Origin of the sequence: Streptomyces sp. SUK 48 (assembly GCF_009650765.1) — a bacterium.
GTDB lineage: Bacteria > Actinomycetota > Actinomycetes > Streptomycetales > Streptomycetaceae > Streptomyces.
This window is the reverse complement of record NZ_CP045740.1, coordinates 5,044,653-5,061,413: the sequence shown is the minus strand read 5'-3', so window position 1 is coordinate 5,061,413 and position 16,761 is coordinate 5,044,653. Positions and strand designations below refer to the sequence as shown.

At 71.6% G+C, this 16,761-nt stretch carries 8 protein-coding genes and 1 pseudogene; 4 read left to right on the top strand and 5 right to left on the bottom strand.

Going from position 1 to position 16,761, the window contains the following annotated elements:
- Positions 1 to 24 precede the first annotated feature (24 nt).
- Together GHR20_RS22160 and GHR20_RS22155 are read left to right on the top strand one after the other, a co-directional pair.
- Positions 25 to 2,219: pseudogene (locus tag GHR20_RS22160) on the top strand (CDP-glycerol glycerophosphotransferase family protein).
- Complete coding sequence (locus GHR20_RS22155; protein ID WP_153814160.1) at positions 2,216 to 3,889, top strand: glycosyltransferase family 2 protein; 1,674 nt, start codon at positions 2,216 to 2,218, stop codon at positions 3,887 to 3,889. Before GHR20_RS22160 ends, GHR20_RS22155 begins: the two are co-directional and overlap by 4 nt.
- A gap of 85 nt (positions 3,890 to 3,974) precedes the next feature.
- Here the strand turns inward: GHR20_RS22155 and GHR20_RS22150 are convergent, their stop codons facing one another.
- Complete coding sequence (locus GHR20_RS22150; protein ID WP_243878106.1) at positions 3,975 to 5,489, bottom strand: hypothetical protein; 1,515 nt, start codon at positions 5,487 to 5,489, stop codon at positions 3,975 to 3,977.
- A gap of 182 nt (positions 5,490 to 5,671) precedes the next feature.
- Positions 5,672 to 10,624, bottom strand: a complete 4,953-nt coding sequence (locus GHR20_RS22145; RefSeq protein ID WP_153814159.1) for an NAD-glutamate dehydrogenase — start codon at positions 10,622 to 10,624, stop codon at positions 5,672 to 5,674.
- Between the two features lie 575 nt (positions 10,625 to 11,199).
- Between GHR20_RS22145 and GHR20_RS22140 the strand changes: the two genes are divergently transcribed.
- Entirely contained in the window at positions 11,200 to 11,766 is a 567-nt protein-coding gene (locus GHR20_RS22140) for a DJ-1/PfpI family protein (RefSeq protein ID WP_111584339.1), read from the top strand.
- A 32-nt stretch (positions 11,767 to 11,798) separates the two neighbouring features.
- On the opposite strand, the gene GHR20_RS22135 is transcribed toward GHR20_RS22140, so the two are convergent.
- Positions 11,799 to 12,467, bottom strand: coding sequence for an HAD family hydrolase (locus GHR20_RS22135; RefSeq protein ID WP_111584338.1), 669 nt, complete (start codon positions 12,465 to 12,467; stop codon positions 11,799 to 11,801).
- A 58-nt stretch (positions 12,468 to 12,525) separates the two neighbouring features.
- Positions 12,526 to 13,029 (bottom strand): hypothetical protein, encoded by a 504-nt coding sequence (locus GHR20_RS22130; RefSeq protein ID WP_111584337.1) that lies wholly within the window; start codon positions 13,027 to 13,029, stop codon positions 12,526 to 12,528.
- A gap of 288 nt (positions 13,030 to 13,317) precedes the next feature.
- Here GHR20_RS22130 and GHR20_RS22125 point away from each other — a divergent pair, with 288 nt between their 5' ends.
- Positions 13,318 to 13,854 carry an Rv3235 family protein gene (locus GHR20_RS22125; protein WP_153814158.1) on the top strand — a complete coding sequence of 179 codons (537 nt, stop codon included), beginning with the start codon at positions 13,318 to 13,320 and terminating at the stop codon, positions 13,852 to 13,854.
- Between the two features lie 75 nt (positions 13,855 to 13,929).
- Here GHR20_RS22125 and secA read toward each other — a convergent pair whose 3' ends face one another.
- Positions 13,930 to 16,743 carry a preprotein translocase subunit SecA gene (gene secA / locus GHR20_RS22120; RefSeq protein WP_153814157.1) on the bottom strand — a complete coding sequence of 938 codons (2,814 nt, stop codon included), beginning with the start codon at positions 16,741 to 16,743 and terminating at the stop codon, positions 13,930 to 13,932.
- Between the last annotated feature and the right edge of the window lie 18 nt (positions 16,744 to 16,761).

Below are 16,761 nucleotides of genomic sequence, written 5' to 3'. Positions count from 1 at the left end.
TACGACCCGAAGGAGTCCATCGCGATGCCCCAACTCAGCGTCATCGTCTACGGACCCAACGCGCAGGGGCATCTGACGGAACTGCTCGACTCCCTGGAAGCGCACCCCCTGTCCGACGCCGAGATCGTGGTCGCCGCGGTCGGTGACTGGGCCCGCGAGACGGCCGAGGGCCATGCCCCGGACACCGTCGTGGTCCCGCTGCCCGACGGCACCACCGACGCGGCCGCCCGGGCCGCGGGCGCCGCCCGCGCCACGGGCCGCTGGCTGCACTTCGTGCACGCCAAGGACGGTCTGCCGGCCGGCGCGCCCCGGCTGATCGCCGAGCGCGCCGCCGAGCTGGACGACTCCGTGGACGTCCTCCTCCTCGACCACCTCACCACCACCTGGCAGGCCGCCGCCCGGCCGTCCCGCGACGGCCGCTTCCTCGCCGCCGTCGGCCGCGCCGCCCTCCCCCTGGACGAGGCCGTCGACCTGCTGCGGATGACCCCGCTGCTCGGCAACCGCGCCCTGCGCAGGGAGTTCTGGGCGGCCCACGAGGAGCGGCTGACCACCGACGACGAGCCGCGCGCCGCCCGCGCCGCCCTGCTGTGCGCGGGCCGCGTCGCCTGCCTCAACCAGGTGGCGTACGAGAACCGCGAGCTGCGCCCCGAGAGCCTGCCGCCGCTCACCCCCGAGGACCGCTTCGAGCTGGTCGAGCGCTACGAGGCGCTGATGCCGCTGGCCCGCGACCGCCGTGCCCCGCGCGTGGTGCTCTACGACCTGATGATGCGCGACCTGGTGCGCACCTTCGCCGGCGAGAACCTGCCCGACGAGGTGGCCCGCGAGTTCTTCCGCCGCGCCTCCCTCGCCGCGGTGCGCTGGCGCCCCGAGCGCCACGAGCACCCGGCGGGCGTGGAGGGCGTACGGCACGCGCTGCTGGAGGAGGGCGCGTACACGAAGTACCGCGCGTTCCAGGCCGCCAACCGCGCCCGCCGCGCCGCCCGCAAGACCGTACGCGCCCGTAAGCGCCAGGTCGGCGCCAAGCTGCGCGAGCAGCAGTACCGGCGCGCCCTGACCCGTCCCGTCGACCCGGATCTCGCGGTGTTCGCGGCCTACTGGGAGCGCGGGGTGGCCTGCAACCCGGCCGCGATCGCCGCCAAGCTCGCCGAACTGGCCCCGCACATCCACCCGGTGTGGGTGGTGGCCAAGGACAACACGGCCCTGCTGCCGCCCGGCACCGACCATGTGGTGCCCGGCACCCGCCGCTACTGGGAGGTGCTGGCCACCGCCAAGTACCTCGTCAACAACGTCAACTTCCCGAACGCGGTGGTCAAGCGGCCCGACGCGATCCACCTCCAGACCCATCACGGCACCCCGCTCAAGCGCATGGGCCTGGACCAGATCGAACACCCGGCCGCCGCCAAGGGGCTGGACTTCGACGCGCTGCTGGCCCGCATCGACCGCTGGGACTACAGCGTCAGCGCCAACAGCCACTCCACCCGGATGTGGGAGCGCGCCTACCCGGCCCGCTACACCTCGCTGGACCACGGCTATCCACGCAACGACGTCTTCTACACCAGCGGCGCCGAGGCGGTCCGCGCCGCCCGCGCCCGGCTCGGCATCGCCCCCGGCAAGACGGCGATCCTCTACGCCCCCACCCACCGCGACTACGAGGCCGGCTTCACCCCCGCCTCGACCTCGCCGAACTCGCCGACCGGCTCGGCGAGGACACGGTCCTGCTGGTGCGCGCCCACTACTTCTACGGCGGCGCCACCTCCCCGCTGACCGGCCTGCGCCGCTCCGGGCGGCTCATCGACGTCTCCTCCTACGACCCCGTCGAGGAGCTGTGCCTGGCCGCCGACGCGCTGGTCACGGACTACTCGTCGATCATGTTCGACTACGCCAACCTGGACCGCCCGATCGTCGTCTACGCCGACGACTGGGAGACCTACCGCACCACCCGCGGCGTCTACTTCGACCTGATGACCGACCATCCGGGCCAGGTCGCCCGCACCCAGGAGGAGCTCACCGAGATCTTCCGCTCCGGCGCCTGGCGCGACGAGACCGCGGCCAAGGCCCGCACCGCCTTCCGGCGCCGGTTCTGCGAGTACGACGACGGCCGCGCCGCCGAACGGGTCGTACGACGGGTGTTCCTGGGCGAGCCGGAGGACGCCCTGCCCCCGGTGCTGCCGATCGAGGACCGCACCCCCGCCCCGACCCCCGAGGAGGCCACGGCATGACGACCCCGGCCACGACCCCCGACGTCACGGTCACCGTCATCGTGTTCAACGACGCGGCCCGCCTGCCCCGGGCGGTCGCCTCGCTGCGCGCGCAGACGCACGCCAACATCGAGATCGTCATCAGCGACGACCACTCCACCGACGACACGCCCGCGGTGGCGCGCCGGCTGGAGGCGGAGGACGCGCGGGTGCGCTATCTGCGGCTGCCGGAGAACAGCGGCGGGTGCAGCGCGCCGCGCAACCGGGCCATCGAGATCGCCCGTGCGCCGTATCTGATGTTCCTGGACAGCGACGACGAACTCCCGCCGGACGCCGTGGAACTGCTGCTGGCCGCGCACCGCGAGCGCGAGGTCGACTTCACCATGGGCGCGGTGCGCCGGGTACGGGTGGACAACGGCCGCCGTACGACGTGGATGCCGCACCTGGTCGCCGAGCGGCGCACGGTCGAGGGCATCGAGGCGGACCCGCGGCTGCTGTTCGAGCACCTGTCGACCAGCAAGATGTACGCGCGTTCCTTCCTGGACCGGCACGAGCTGCGCTTCCCCGAGGGCATCCACTACGAGGACCAGCTGTTCTCGGCCCAGGCGTACTGCCTGGCCAAGGCGTTCACGATCATCCCGGAACCGGTGTACGTCTGGTACATCGACCCGTACGCGGCGGCCGCCTCGGCGTCCATCTCCAACCAGCGGCACAAGGTCACCAATGTGCGCGACCGGGTCCATGTGCAGCGGCTCATCGACGACTTCCTGGTGGAGAGCGGGCACGCCGGGCTGCGCGAGGACAAGGACTTCAAGTTCCTCAAGCACGACTTCCGGATGTACGCGGGCGATCTGCCCTACCGGGACGAGGAGTGGCTGGCCGCGTTCGCGGACATCGTGAACCCCTACCTCGACACGCTGGCCCCGGGCGCGTTCGCCCGGCTGCCCCGGCCCGAGCGGGTGGTCCTGGAACTGCTGCGCTCCGGCCGCCTCGACGACGCGCGGCTCGCGGCGCGGGGGCTGGGCCAGGAGGTGGCGCCGCGCCAGGTCACCACGGACGCGGCGGGCGTGCCGTACTGGGGCGGGGTCGTCCCGGACACCGAGCGCGGCCGGCGTGAACTGTCCGTCGCCGACCTGGAACTGGAGACGCGGCCGTTCCCGACGGCGCAGTTCCGGCACGAGATCACGGAGCTGGGCCGGGGCGGCGGGGCGACCCTGACGCTCGCCGTCCGCACATACGACCCCGGGCTGCGGCTCCCGGTCGGGCCGCAGCGCGCCGGTCTGATCGTCTCCCCCGGCGGGCGCCGGATGACGGTGCCCTTCCGGCTCGACCCGGTCAGCCCCGGCGTCTTCGAGGGCACGGTCCGGCTGGATCTCTCCGCCGCGCGGCTGCCGCTCCAGGGTTTCCAGGGCATCCGCCATCCGCTGGTCCGCCTGAACCAGCAGGGCCTGTGGAACTCCGGGGTCCTGTTGGCCCCCCTGGACTTCCCCCCGGCCACGGCCCGCGTCGACTACCGCTCCGGCACCACGCCGCACGCGGTCACGGTGGAGCCGGAGGGCCGCAACCCCGGCCGCCTCCAGCTGCGCTGGGAGCCGGTGGGGGTGACGGCGGTGATCCGCCCGGTCCTGCACAAGGTCGCGCGACCGCGGGTCCGCAAGGCGGCCAAGCTGGTGGCGAGCCTCCTGAAGTAGCGCCGTCGGGCGCAGGCTTCTGTGGGCGGCTGCGACTGCGTCGTGGCCGCCCACACCGGTCTCCGCGCCCCTTACGGGGCTGCGCTCAGCGCACCACCCGGTACAGGACCTGGTCCGCGGGCCCGGTCGTCACCTTCCGCAGGCCGGGTCCGGCCAGGTCGGCCGGGCCGACGACCCATCGCACCCCGTACTCCCGCAGAACCCCCCGCCGCTCCGCCGCCGGCGTGCCCGCCGCGAAGAACCGGTCCACCGCGGCGGAGCGCCGCGCGGAGTCCCGCAGGAACACGTCCGGATACCCCGGCGCCACGGTGTACCCGCCGTACGCGGGAATCTGCCGCGCCGGGACCGTCCGCGCCATCACCACGTCCCCGTACCGCACCCACGGCGTGATCCAGTGATAGCCGGCCCACGGCGTCTCGTACTTGTCCGCGAGCACCGACGGCAGCGCGGACTTCCCCGTCGCGTACCCGATCGTCCCCGCCTGCCCCCAGAAGCCCACCGCGAGCGCGAGCCCGAGCACGGCCGCCCACCCGGCCCGCACGGTCCGCCGCCCCGCGGACACCGTCTCCAGCGCGGCCGCGAGCTGCGCCGGGATCAGCGCGGCGGGCAGCGCGCGGCCCCAGGAGTAGTGCCCGGTCAGCCCGCCGGCCGCGACGACCAGCACGCCCAGCGCGAAGAACAGCGCCAGCGCGTCCCACCGGTTGCGCCGCAGCCGCGGCACCAGCGCCGCCACCCCCAGCAGCACCAGTCCGAACCGCGCGAACAGATGCTGGTAGAGCGACTTGTGGATGGCCTCCAGATCCGCCCCGGCGGAGAACAGCGAGAAGAAGTCGTAGTACGGCCAGAGCCACAGCAGCACCGCGCCGAGCGCCAGCCCGGCCCCGAGCCGCAGCCACACCTGCCGGTCCGGCCGCGCGGAGACGACCATGGCCAGCGCGCCGAGCGTGGCGACGACGCCCGTGAACTGGTGGCAGAGCAGGATCAGCGCCCACAGCAGCCCGAGGGCCAGCCACCGGCCGAAGGACGCCCGCGTGCGCAGCGCCCGGGTGAGCCAGGCCCAGAAGTGGAAGCTCAGACCGAGCGCGAACACGCTCGGGTAGGAGATGGTCAGGGCGAGCGAGTGCAGCCCGATGAACCCGCTCCAGTTGAGGACGGCCGTCCCCCACAGCAGCACCAGGCTCAGCAGCGCGAGGGCCGGCGCCGCGCGGTGCGCGCTGAGGGTGCGGACGTACCGCCACACCCCGGTGACCAGCATGGTCAGCCCGGCCAGCGCCCCGATGCGCAGCACCACGAACACCGACAGGCCGCTCACCTTGGCGAGCGCGCCCAGCAGCAGCATCCAGGGCGAGTAGTAGGGACTCGGGGTGTCCGCGTCGACCAGCGGATTGCCGGGGTGCGACAGGTCGTGGCCGAGCCGCTGGATCGTGGCCGCGTGCATGCCGAGGTCGCCGATCCACGGCAGCCGGACGATCACCGCCAGCAGCAACGCCACCACCAGCACCGCGGCCACCTGCGGCACCGCACGGGCCACCCGCGCGCCGCCGCCCGGGGACTCCGGGCTGCTGAGCTGTTCTTCGAGGTCGGACTGTGCTGCGTGCATTCTGCTGGAACACCCAATCGCGGAAGCCCAGGTAATTACAGCGCAGACCCTATCCGAAACACCCCGATAAGCAGGAAACGGTAAATCCGCCTATCTCCTTTGTACAAAGGACGGCAAGAAAAGGAACGCCCCGGACCGATTCTCCATCGGCCCGGGGCGTTCCGCCCGCTCGCGCGGTACGGCTACGAGTGCGTGCGCAGCAGCGTCCGCATCGTCCGCATCGCCACCGACAGGTTGGCGAGGTCGAAGGAGTCCGAACCGCGGATCTCCTCCAGGGTGGTGCGCGCCCGGCCCAGGATCGGGGCGTTCTTCTGCTCCCAGTCCCCGAAGCGCTGCTCCGGCGAGGAGGTGCCGTTGCCCGCCGCGAGCACGTCCGCGGTGAGCGCCGCGTGCGCCGCGTAGAGGTCCTCGCGGATGGAGGCGCGGGCCATGGACTGCCAGCGGTCGTTGCGGGGCAGCTCGATGATGCGGTCCATCAGCTGGGTGATGCCGAGGCGGTCGGCGAGGTCGTAGTAGACCTCGGCGACGTCCAGCGGCTCCTTGCCCATGCGGTCGGCCACCGAGACGATGTCGAGCGCCGGGAAGGCGGAGGAGAACCCGGCCACGCGGGTGGCGAGTTCGTCCGGGACGCCGGCCGCGGACAGCTCGTCGTACACGTGCTGGTACCACTCCAGGTCCGCGCCGCGCAGCAGCTTGGGCAGCTGCTGCCAGACCTGCTCGACGCGCTCGGCGAAGAACTCCACCGTCTCGGCGAGCTGGAGCGGCTGCGGCCGGTTGTTGAGCAGCCAGCGGGTGCCGCGCTCGACCAGCCGGCGCGAGTGCAGCCGGATGCGGGTCTGTACGGCGGCCTCGACCTGGTTGTCCAGGGCCTCCACCGCGTCCCACACCGGGGCCGAGCGGAAGATCGCGCGGGCCGCGGTCTGGGCGCGGACGATCTCCTCCAGGGAGGCGCCGGTCTCCTCGCGCAGCCGGTGCAGATACGTCGTACCGCCCGTGTTGACCGTGTCGTTGACCAGCACCGTGGTGGTGATCTCGCGGCGCAGCGGGTGGTTGTCGACGGCCTCCGCGAACCGCTCGCGCAGGTCGGACGGGAAGTACGCGTGCAGCAGACCGCGCAGGTACGGGTCGTCGGGCAGCGAGGTGGCCAGCAGCTCCTCGGCGACCGTGATCTTCGTGTACGCCATGACGACGGCCGTCTCCGGGCCGGTCAGGCCCTGGCCCTGGGTCAGGCGCTCGCGGATCTGGCGGTCGGTCGGCAGGAACTCCAGGGCCCGGTCCAGGTGACCCTCGCGCACCAGGTGGCGCAGGAAGCGCTGCTGGGCGTGGAGCATGTCCTTGGCCTGGAACAGCGCGTTGGCGAGCGCGGTGTTCTGCGCGTAGTTGTTGCGCAGCACCAGCGCGCCGACCTCGTCGGTCATCCCGGCGAGCAGCTTGTTGCGCTGCTTGACGGTCATGTCGCCGTCCGCGACCAGGCCGTTCAGCAGGATCTTGATGTTCACCTCGTGGTCGGAGGTGTCCACGCCGGCGCTGTTGTCGATCGCGTCGGTGTTGATCTTGCCGCCCTGGTGGGCGAACTCGATGCGGCCGAGCTGGGTCAGGCCCAGGTTGCCGCCCTCGCCGACGACCTTGACGCGCAGGTCGGCGCCGTCGACGCGGATGGCGTCGTTGGCCTTGTCGCCGACGTCCGCGTTCGACTCGGCGGACGACTTCACGTAGGTGCCGATGCCGCCGTTCCACAGCAGGTCGACCGGCGCTTCGAGGATCGTCTTCATCAGGTCGGCCGGGGTCATCTTGGCGACCTTGGCCTCGATGCCGAGGGCCTCGCGGATGTGCGCGTTGAGCTGGATCGCCTTGGCGCTGCGCGGGAAGATCCCGCCGCCCGCCGAGAGCAGCTCGGTGTTGTAGTCGGCCCAGCTGGAGCGGGGCAGCTCGAACAGGCGGCGGCGCTCGGCGTAGCCGGTCGCCGCGTCCGGGTTCGGGTCGATGAAGATGTGCCGGTGGTCGAAGGCGGCGACCAGGCGGATGTGCTCGGACAGCAGCATGCCGTTGCCGAACACGTCACCGGACATGTCGCCGATGCCGACGACCGTGAAGTCCTCGGACTGGGTGTCCACGCCCAGCTCGCGGAAGTGCCGCTTGACGGACTCCCACGCGCCCCGCGCGGTGATGCCCATGCCCTTGTGGTCGTAGCCCGCCGAACCGCCGGAGGCGAAGGCGTCGCCGAGCCAGAAGTTGTACTTCTCGGCGACCCCGTTGGCGATGTCGGAGAAGGTGGCGGTGCCCTTGTCGGCCGCGACGACCAGGTAGGTGTCCTCGCCGTCGTGCCGCACCACGTCCTTGGGCGGGACGACCTCGCCGCCGACCATGTTGTCGGTGATGTCCAGCAGCGCCGAGATGAACGTCTTGTAGCTGGCGACGCCCTCCGCGAGCCACGCGTCCCGGTCCAGCGCCGGGTCCGGCAGCTGCTTGGCGACGAAGCCGCCCTTGGCGCCGACCGGCACGATGACGGTGTTCTTCACCATCTGCGCCTTGACCAGGCCGAGGATCTCGGTACGGAAGTCCTCACGCCGGTCGGACCAGCGCAGACCACCGCGCGCGACCTTGCCGAAGCGCAGGTGCACGCCCTCGACGCGCGGCGAGTACACCCAGATCTCGTACGCCGGACGCGGCGCGGGCAGGTCCGGGATGGCCTGCGGGTCGAACTTCATCGACACGTAGTCGTGAGGGTGGCCGTCGGGGCGCCGCTGGAAGAAGTTGGTCCGCAGGGTCGCCTTGATGACGGTCAGGAAGGAACGCAGGATGCGGTCCTCGTCCAGGCTCGCCACCTGGTCGAGCGCCGCGTCCAGCTCCTCCAGCAGTGCGTCCGTCAGCTCCAGGCCGGCCTGCTGCCGCTCCGGCGACATGCGCGCCTCGAACAGGGAGACGAGCAGCCGGGTGGTGTGGACGTTGTTGCGGAGGGTGTCCTCCATGTAGTCCTGCGAGAAGGTCGAACCGGCCTGGCGCAGGTACTTGGCGTAGGCGCGCAGCACCATCGCCTCGCGCCAGTTCAGCCCGGCGCTGAGCACGAGGGAGTTGAAGCCGTCGTTCTCGGCGTGACCGGTCCAGGTCGCGGCGAACGCCTCCTGGAAGCGCTCGCGGCCGTCGTCGCCCAGGTAGTCGCCGCCGGCGCCGCCGGCCGCCTTGGGGATGCGCAGACCGAAGTCGTAGATCCAGCCGGTGGTGCGGTCCGAGCAGCGCAGCTCGTACGGCCGCTCGTCCACGACCTCGACGCCGATGCGCTGGAGGACCGGCAGCACGGCGGACAGGGAGACGGAGGCGCCCTTGCGGTAGATCTTGAAGCGGCGCTCGTCGGGGGCGGCGCCGACCGGCTCGTACAGGCTCAGCGCGAAGTCGTTGCCCGGCTCCTCGGTCAGCCGCTCCAGGTGCACGAGGTCGGCCACGGCCGCGCGCGGGGTGTGGTCGGCCTTGTAGCCCTCGGGGAAGGCGTTGGTGTAGCGGCGCAGCAGCTCGGCGGCGCGCTCCTCGCCCAGCTCGGCGTTGAGCGCCTCGGCGAATCCGTCCACCCAGGAGCGGGCGGCCTCGACCAGGCGGGCCTCGATGCGGTCCTTGTCGGCGTCCGACAGCTCGGGCAGCTCGGTGCCCTGCGGGACGCGGACGACGAAGTGCAGCCGGGACAGGATCGACTCGGTGTTCCAGGCGGTGAAGTCGACGTTGGTGCCGCCGAGCTCCTCCTTCAGGATGTCGATGATCCGCAGGCGCACGCCGGTGGTGTAGCGGTCGCGCGGCAGGTAGACGAGGGCCGAGTAGTAGCGGCCGTACTCGTCCTGGCGCAGGTACAGGCGCAGCCGGCGGCGCTCCTGGAGGTAGAGCACGCTGGTGACGATCGACTGCAGCTCGGCGGCCGGGGTCTGGAACAGCTCGTCGCGCGGGTAGGTCTCCAGGATCTGGAGCAGATCGCGGCCGTCGTGGCTGTTGGGCGAGAACCCGGCGCGGTCGAGGACCTCGGCGACCTTGCGGCGGATGACCGGGACGCGGCGCACCGACTCGGTGTACGCGGCCGAGGAGAACAGGCCGAGGAAGCGGCGCTCCCCGACGACATTGCCGTCCTTGTCGAACTTCTTGACGCCGATGTAGTCCAGGTACGACGGCCGGTGCACGGTGGCCCGGCTGTTCGCCTTGGTCAGCACCAGCAGCTTGTGCTCGCGGGCCTTGGCGCGGGCGTCGGCCGGCAGCCGCTCGAAGGAGGGGCTGACCGGGTGCTGGTCGTCCTCGGCGTGCTGCGGGTCGGAGCGCAGGATGCCGAGGCCGGTGCCGGCCACGGCGGCCAGGGTGTCGTCACCGCGCAGTTCGTACTCGCGGAAGCCCAGGAAGGTGAAGTGGTCGGTGGCGAGCCAGCGCAGCAGCTCGCGGGCCTCCTCGACCTCGGCCTTCGGCAGGTCGGCCGGGACCGGCTCGCTCTCCAGCTCGCCTGCGACCCGGGCCGCCGCCTCCCGCATCTTGTCCCAGTCCTCGACGGCCTCGCGGACGTCGGACAGGACGCGCAGCAGGTCGGAGGTGATCTGCTTGAGGTCGGCGCGGTCGGTCTCGCGGTCGATCTCGACGTGGATCCACGACTCGACATGCGCGTCGTGCGGCAGCTCGGCGGAGGGCGCCGGGGTCGGCAGGATCTCCAGCAGCTTGCCGGTGAGGTCGCGGCGGACCACGAACTGGGGGTGGATCACGACATGGATGCCGCGCCCGCCCCGGGTCAGCTCGTTGGTGACGGAGTCGACCAGGAACGGCATGTCGTCGGTCACGACCTCGACGACGGTGTGACTGCACGTCCAGCCGTTCTCCTCGACCGTCGGGGTGTGCACCCGGACGTTCGCGGTGCCCTGGGGGCGGCTCTCGGCGAGGCGGTAGTGCGAGACCGCGGCGCCGAAGGTGTCCACCGGGTCGCGGTCGGCGAGGTCTTCCGGCGCGGTGTGCAGGTAGTAGCGCTGGAGGAACGCGAGGGTTGACTCACTGTCCGGGGTGTCCGGGGAGCCCTCGCCCGTCGACCCGGTCGGTAGGTTCCCCCCGACCGGGCTGTTCTCAGCTACCCGAGCGGCCCGTTCGAGCATCTCGGCCTTGGCTTCGTCCAGCTTGGTCTGCATTGTCCTCTGGCTCCTGTCGCGCGCCGTTGCGTGACGTAGAAGGAAGTACTGGCTCTTCCCCTGCGGCTCGACGCCACGGCCCGGAGTTTCCGGTCCGATCCGACGCTATGCCGACAGGTGAGATGAGCGGGGGGGATTCGGCCATTTCCGACACGACCACGGGATGTGACGCTGCTCTCGGCACCGTCGTGTTCCGGGCCGGCCTCGGCGTCCTGGGGGCAGCGGCGCCCCCGTCCCGCCCGCGCGGACCAGCGACCGCCGCCCGGTCACGGAGGTCCTCCGTGCAACCCGGGCGCAGGGCGGGAGCCTGATCGCTCCCGCGAGCTATCGCGCTGATCACGCCACAAGGCTATCGCCCCTGACCCCGGAACCGTCATGAGCCGTATGTGTACAAAACAGAGGGTCAAACTTTGACGTTCTGCACAGCACCGAAGGCCACCCGGGTGGCGTAACCGGATTCGGCCAGGTGGGAGGCGGGGTGGGGTAGCGGCCCCGCGTCTTGCGCCGCACCCTGAGAGCTGTGGCTCGGGACCGGCCGAGGAGTCCGGCCCCGTCCGTCCCGGAGGAGCGCCGACATGCCCGCGAAGATCCTCATCGTCACCGGCGACGCCGCGGAGTCCCTGGAGGTCATGTACCCCTACCAGCGCCTGCGCGAGGAGGGCTACGACGTCGACATCGCGGCCCCTGCCCGCAAGACGCTCCGCTTCGTGGTGCACGACTTCGAGCCCGGCTACGACACGTACACCGAGAAGCCCGGGTACACCTGGCCGGCCGACCTCGCCTTCGCCGAGGTGGACCCCGGCGCGTACGCCGCGCTCGTGATCCCCGGCGGCCGGGCCCCGGAGTACCTGCGCAACGACCCCGAACTGCGCAAGATCCTCAAGGCGTTCTTCGACGCGGACAAGCCGGTCGCCCAGATCTGCCACGGTCCGCTGCTCACCGCCGCGATCGACACCCTGCGCGGCCGCCGGGTCACGGCCTATCCGGCCCTGGAGCCCGACATGCAGGCCGCGGGCGCGAGCTTCCAGGACACGGAGACGGTGACGGACGGCACGCTGGTCTCGGCGCGGGCCTGGCCGGATCACCCGTCCTGGATGCGGGAGTTCATCAAGGTGCTGCGGGCGAAGGCGCCGGTGAGCTGAGGCCGCGGGGCGGTCGCCCTGCGCGGGCCCGGTCACCCGGCTATTCGCCGGGCGACCTCCACCGCCTCCGCCAGCGTGTCCACCACCGGGACGCCGGCCTCCTCCAGGCTGGCCCTGCCGTGCGACCCCCCGGTGTACAGCACCGCCCCGGCGCCCACGTGCTTCGCCGCGACCGCGTCGTCCGCCGCGTCCCCGATGACCACCGTCCGGCCCGGGTCCACCGCGCCGGTGAGCAGCGACAGATGCCGCACCATGTGCTCCGCCTTGCTCCCGCCGGACGGCCCCGTCCGCCCGTCGACGCGCACGAACTGCTCCTCGATCCCGAACCCCCGCACGAGCGGCACCAGTTCCTCGTGTCCGTACATGCTCAGCAGCGACTGGCTGTGCCCCGCCGTCCGCCACCCCCGGAGCAGCTCCGCCGCCCCGTCGGCCAGCGCGCACCGCGCCCGCCGCTCCGTGTACCGCTGATGGAATATCCCGTCCATCAGCTCCCACTCGGCCGCGCTCGGCAGCCGCCCCATCAGCCGCTCGTAGAACTTCGGCACCGGCACGCAGTACAGCGCGCGGTACTGCTCCAGCGTGACGGGCGCCAGGCCCAGCTCCGCGAAGGCGGCGTTGGTCGCCTCGATGATCGCCTCGTTGTCATGGAACAGCGTGCCGTTCCAGTCCCAGACGATGTGCGCGCGTGCGTGCTTCCCCATGCCCAAGACCGTACCCGCCCCCACTGACAATGCCCCGGGTGCGGCCGGTCCTGCCTGGTCAGCCCCGCCCGAGGAGGCTGGGGATCTCCTGCGTGGCGAACCACAGCAGCTCGTGGTCCTCCGCCTCGTCCACGGCGGCCTGAGCGTCCTCGTCCCCGCCGTCCGCCGCCGCCAGCGCCCGCGCCGCCGCGGTCACGTCCGGCCCGGCGTCGTCGGCGTCGGCGTGGACCGCCGCCGCCTTGGCGAGCGGCACCGTCACCCGCACGGTCACCTCGCCCGGCTCGGCCCCGCCGTCGGCCGCGGCCACGACCGCGCCGTCGGCCACGTCCACGGCGACCACGATCCGGCGCCGGGGTGCGTCACCGTCGGCCGCGAGCAGGCGCAGGGAGCCCAGCGCGGCCCGGCCGAGCGCGGCGTACTCGAGTTCCTCGACGTCGTCGGAGCGGTACCAGGCACGCAGGGCGGGCGTGACGGCGTACGCGGCGAAGGGGCCCGCCCCCAGCTCGCCCGTCCTGTGCGCCGCGGCGAGACCGGGGAGGGTCAGGGGGACGTAGACGCGCATGCTCGCCGCTCTTTCCTGGTCGTTCCGGGGGGCTTCAGGATACGTGCGGCTGTCCCCTTTCGAGTCCCTGCCCACCCCCCGTAAATGTCAGCCCCGTACGTCGTACTTCACCCGGTGCGCCCGCATGATCTCGGGGCCCGGCCCTCTGTCCATCCCCCCGGAGAGTGAACCCACGCGCGCCCTCGCCACCAGGGCCCACGTCCTTGCCGCGCGGCCCCCGGCCCCGTACAAGATCCCCACCACCTAGTTACCGCCCGGTATTCCCCGGGCCGTCGAACGGGGACCCCCATGAACAAGGTCATGAGCCGCACCCCTCTGCCTCACCCCCGCCCCCGGCACCGCCCGCCGACCCGGCACGACACCCGCCGACCCGCCCCGGGCCCGCGCCGGGCGTCCGCCGACAGCCGTACGGCCGCCCGCGCGGCGCGCCCGCAACCGCTCACCGGACCGCCGGCGGCGGCCCAGCCGCCCCGTACGGCCCCTCCGGCGCCCGCGCGGCCCACTCGCCCCACGGACCTCTTCGCGGACCGTCTGGTGGCCGTCCTGAGCGGTCAGCGCCCGGTCCACTGGATGCTCCGCCACACCGCGGGCCGCGCCTACGACGACCTGGCCCGCCTCGCCGCCGCCGGTCCCCTGCGCACCCGGGGCACCCGCCCGGTCGTCCGCGACATCGGCTACTACGTCGCCGGTGAGGGCGCGCTGGAGGTCTTCGCCCGCATCGCCGCGGGCAGCCGGCTCCGGGCCCTGGCCTTCCGTCTCGAACTGGGCGCGGACCTGCGCTGGCGCTGCACCGCGGTGGAGACGGGTTCGCGTCCGGCGTCCTGACCGGGCCGTCCCGACCGCGCAACGCGAAGGGGGGCCGGGCTCCACAGGAACCCGGCCCCCCTCAGGGAGTGCGCGTCACTTCTTGCGACGCCGCCCGCCCTTCGCCTGCTTGCGCCGCTCCGCCCGCGTCAGCCCGTCCGACTCGGACCGCACCGGCCCGTCGTCCTCCAGGTCGCGCTCGACGATGCCGCCCTCGCCGTCCACCGTCGGCGCGGAGAAGTGCAGGTCCCGGCGCTGCGGGACGTCGAGCCCCTTGGCACGGATCTCCGGACGCCCCGCGCCCGCCTGCGCCGGCACCGCGTCCTCGGCACCCTCGCCGGCCGCCGCGGCCTCCTCGACCGGCACCTCCTCGACCTGCTGCTCGACCTGGACCTCCAGGTTGAACAGGTAGCCGACGGACTCCTCCTTGATGCCCTCCATCATCGCGGTGAACATGTCGAAGCCCTCGCGCTGGTACTCGACCAGCGGGTCCTTCTGCGCCATCGCGCGCAGGCCGATGCCCTCCTGGAGGTAGTCCATCTCGTAGAGGTGCTCGCGCCACTTGCGGTCGAGGACCGACAGCACGACCCGCCGCTCCAGCTCACGCATGATCTCGGAGCCGAGCTGACCCTCACGGGTCTCGTACTGCGCGTGGATGTCCTCCTTGATGGACTCCGAGATGAACTCGGCGGTCAGGCCGGCACGGTCACCGGCCGCCTCCTCCAGCTCCTCCACGGTGACCTTCACCGGGTAGAGCTGCCTGAAGGCGCCCCACAGCCGCTCCAGGTCCCAGTCCTCGGGGAAGCCCTCGGCGGTCTCCGCGGCGACATAGGCGTCGATCGTGTCGTCCATGAAGTGCTGGATCTGCTCGTGCAGGTCCTCGCCCTCCAGCACGCGCCGGCGCTCGCCGTAGATGACCTCGCGCTGGCGGTTGAGCACCTCGTCGTACTTCAGGACGTTCTTACGCGTCTCGAAGTTCTGCTGCTCGACCTGCGACTGCGCGGAGGCGATCGCGCGGGTGACCATCTTGTTCTCGATCGGCACGTCGTCCGGCACGTTCGCCATGGACATCACGCGCTCGACCATCTGGGCCTTGAACAGGCGCATCAGGTCGTCGCCGAGGGAGAGGTAGAAGCGGGACTCGCCCGGGTCGCCCTGGCGGCCGGAACGACCGCGCAGCTGGTTGTCGATGCGGCGCGACTCGTGCCGCTCGGTGCCCAGCACGTACAGGCCGCCGAGGTCCTCGACCTCGTCCTTCTCCGCCTTGACGGCCTGCTCGGCCTTCTCCAGGGCGGCGGGCAGCGCCCCGGCCCACTCCTCGATGTGCTCCTCGGGGTCGAGGCCGCGCTGGCGCAGCTCCGCCTCGGCGAGGTCCTCGGGGTTGCCGCCGAGCTTGATGTCCGTACCGCGGCCGGCCATGTTGGTGGCGACCGTCACGGCGCCCCTGCGGCCGGCCTGGGCGACGATCGACGCCTCACGCTCGTGGTGCTTGGCGTTCAGCACCTCGTGCTGGATGCCGCGCTTGCTGAGCTGCTGCGAGAGGTACTCGGACTTCTCGACCGAGGTGGTGCCGACGAGGATCGGCTGGCCCTTCTCGTGCTTCTCGGCGATGTCGTCGACAACCGCCTCGAACTTGGCCACCTCGGTGCGGTAGATCAGGTCCGACTGGTCCTTGCGCACCATCGGCTTGTTGGTCGGGATGGGGACCACGCCGAGCTTGTAGATCTGGTGGAACTCGGCGGCCTCGGTCATCGCCGTACCGGTCATGCCGGAGAGCTTGCCGTAGAGGCGGAAGAAGTTCTGGAGGGTGATGGTGGCCAGGGTCTGGTTCTCGTCCTTGATGTCCACCCCTTCCTTCGCCTCGATCGCCTGGTGCATGCCCTCGTTGTAGCGGCGGCCGGCGAGGATACGGCCGGTGTGCTCGTCGACGATCATGACCTCGCCGTCGATGACGACGTAGTCCTTGTCCTTCTTGAACAGTTCCTTCGCCTTGATGGCGTTGTTCAGGTAACCGACGAGCGGGGTGTTCACCGACTCGTACAGGTTGTCGATGCCCAGCCAGTCCTCGACCTTGCTGACACCGGACTCGTGGATGGCGACCGTGCGCTTCTTCTCGTCCACGTCGTAGTCGCCGGTTTCCTCGACGCCCTTGAGCGGGTTTCCGGCCTCGCCCTTCTTCAGGCGCAGGACGAGCTTGGCGAAGTCGCCGTACCACTTGGTGGCCTGGTCGGCCGGGCCGGAGATGATCAGCGGCGTACGGGCCTCGTCCACGAGGATGGAGTCGACCTCGTCCACGATGGCGAAGTTGTGGCCGCGCTGCACCAGTTCGTCCTGCGACCACGCCATGTTGTCGCGCAGGTAGTCGAAGCCGAACTCGTTGTTGGTGCCGTAGGTGATGTCGCAGCCGTACTGCTCGCGGCGCTGGGCCGGCGTCATGTTGGCGAGGATCACGCCGACGTCGAGGCCCAGGAACTTGTGGACGCGGCCCATCATCTCGGAGTCGCGCTCGGCCAGGTAGTCGTTGACCGTGACGATGTGGACGCCGTCGCCGGACAGCGCGTTCAGGTACGCGGGCAGGGTGCCGACGAGGGTCTTGCCCTCGCCGGTCTTCATCTCGGCCACATAGCCGAGGTGGAGCGCGGCGCCGCCCATCATCTGCACGTCGTAGTGACGCTGGCCGAGGACGCGCTTGGCGGCCTCGCGGACGGTGGCGAACGCCTCGGGGAGCAGGTCGTCCAGGCTCTCACCATCGGCGTACCGCTGCTTGTACTCCTCGGTGAGGGCCCGCAGCTCGGCGTCGGAGAGGTCGACGAAGTCCTCTTCGATGGAGTTGACCTGGTCCGCGATGCGGTGCAGCTTGCGCAGGATCTTGCCTTCGCCTGCACGCATGATCTTCGAGAGGACGGACACGGGGGCTGGTCTCCTTGC

Bases quoted from the DNA above. Each gene is read 5' to 3' on its own strand.
- GHR20_RS22155 (WP_153814160.1), top strand. From the start codon at position 2,216: ATGACGACCCCGGCCACGACCCCCGACGTCACGGTCACCGTCATCGTG.
- GHR20_RS22140 (WP_111584339.1), top strand. From the start codon at position 11,200: ATGCCCGCGAAGATCCTCATCGTCACCGGCGACGCCGCGGAGTCCCTG.
- GHR20_RS22150 (WP_243878106.1), bottom strand. From the start codon at position 5,489: ATGCACGCAGCACAGTCCGACCTCGAAGAACAGCTCAGCAGCCCGGAG.
- GHR20_RS22130 (WP_111584337.1), bottom strand. From the start codon at position 13,029: ATGCGCGTCTACGTCCCCCTGACCCTCCCCGGTCTCGCCGCGGCGCAC.
- GHR20_RS22125 (WP_153814158.1), top strand. From the start codon at position 13,318: ATGAACAAGGTCATGAGCCGCACCCCTCTGCCTCACCCCCGCCCCCGG.
- GHR20_RS22135 (WP_111584338.1), bottom strand. From the start codon at position 12,467: ATGGGGAAGCACGCACGCGCGCACATCGTCTGGGACTGGAACGGCACG.
- GHR20_RS22145 (WP_153814159.1), bottom strand. From the start codon at position 10,624: ATGCAGACCAAGCTGGACGAAGCCAAGGCCGAGATGCTCGAACGGGCC.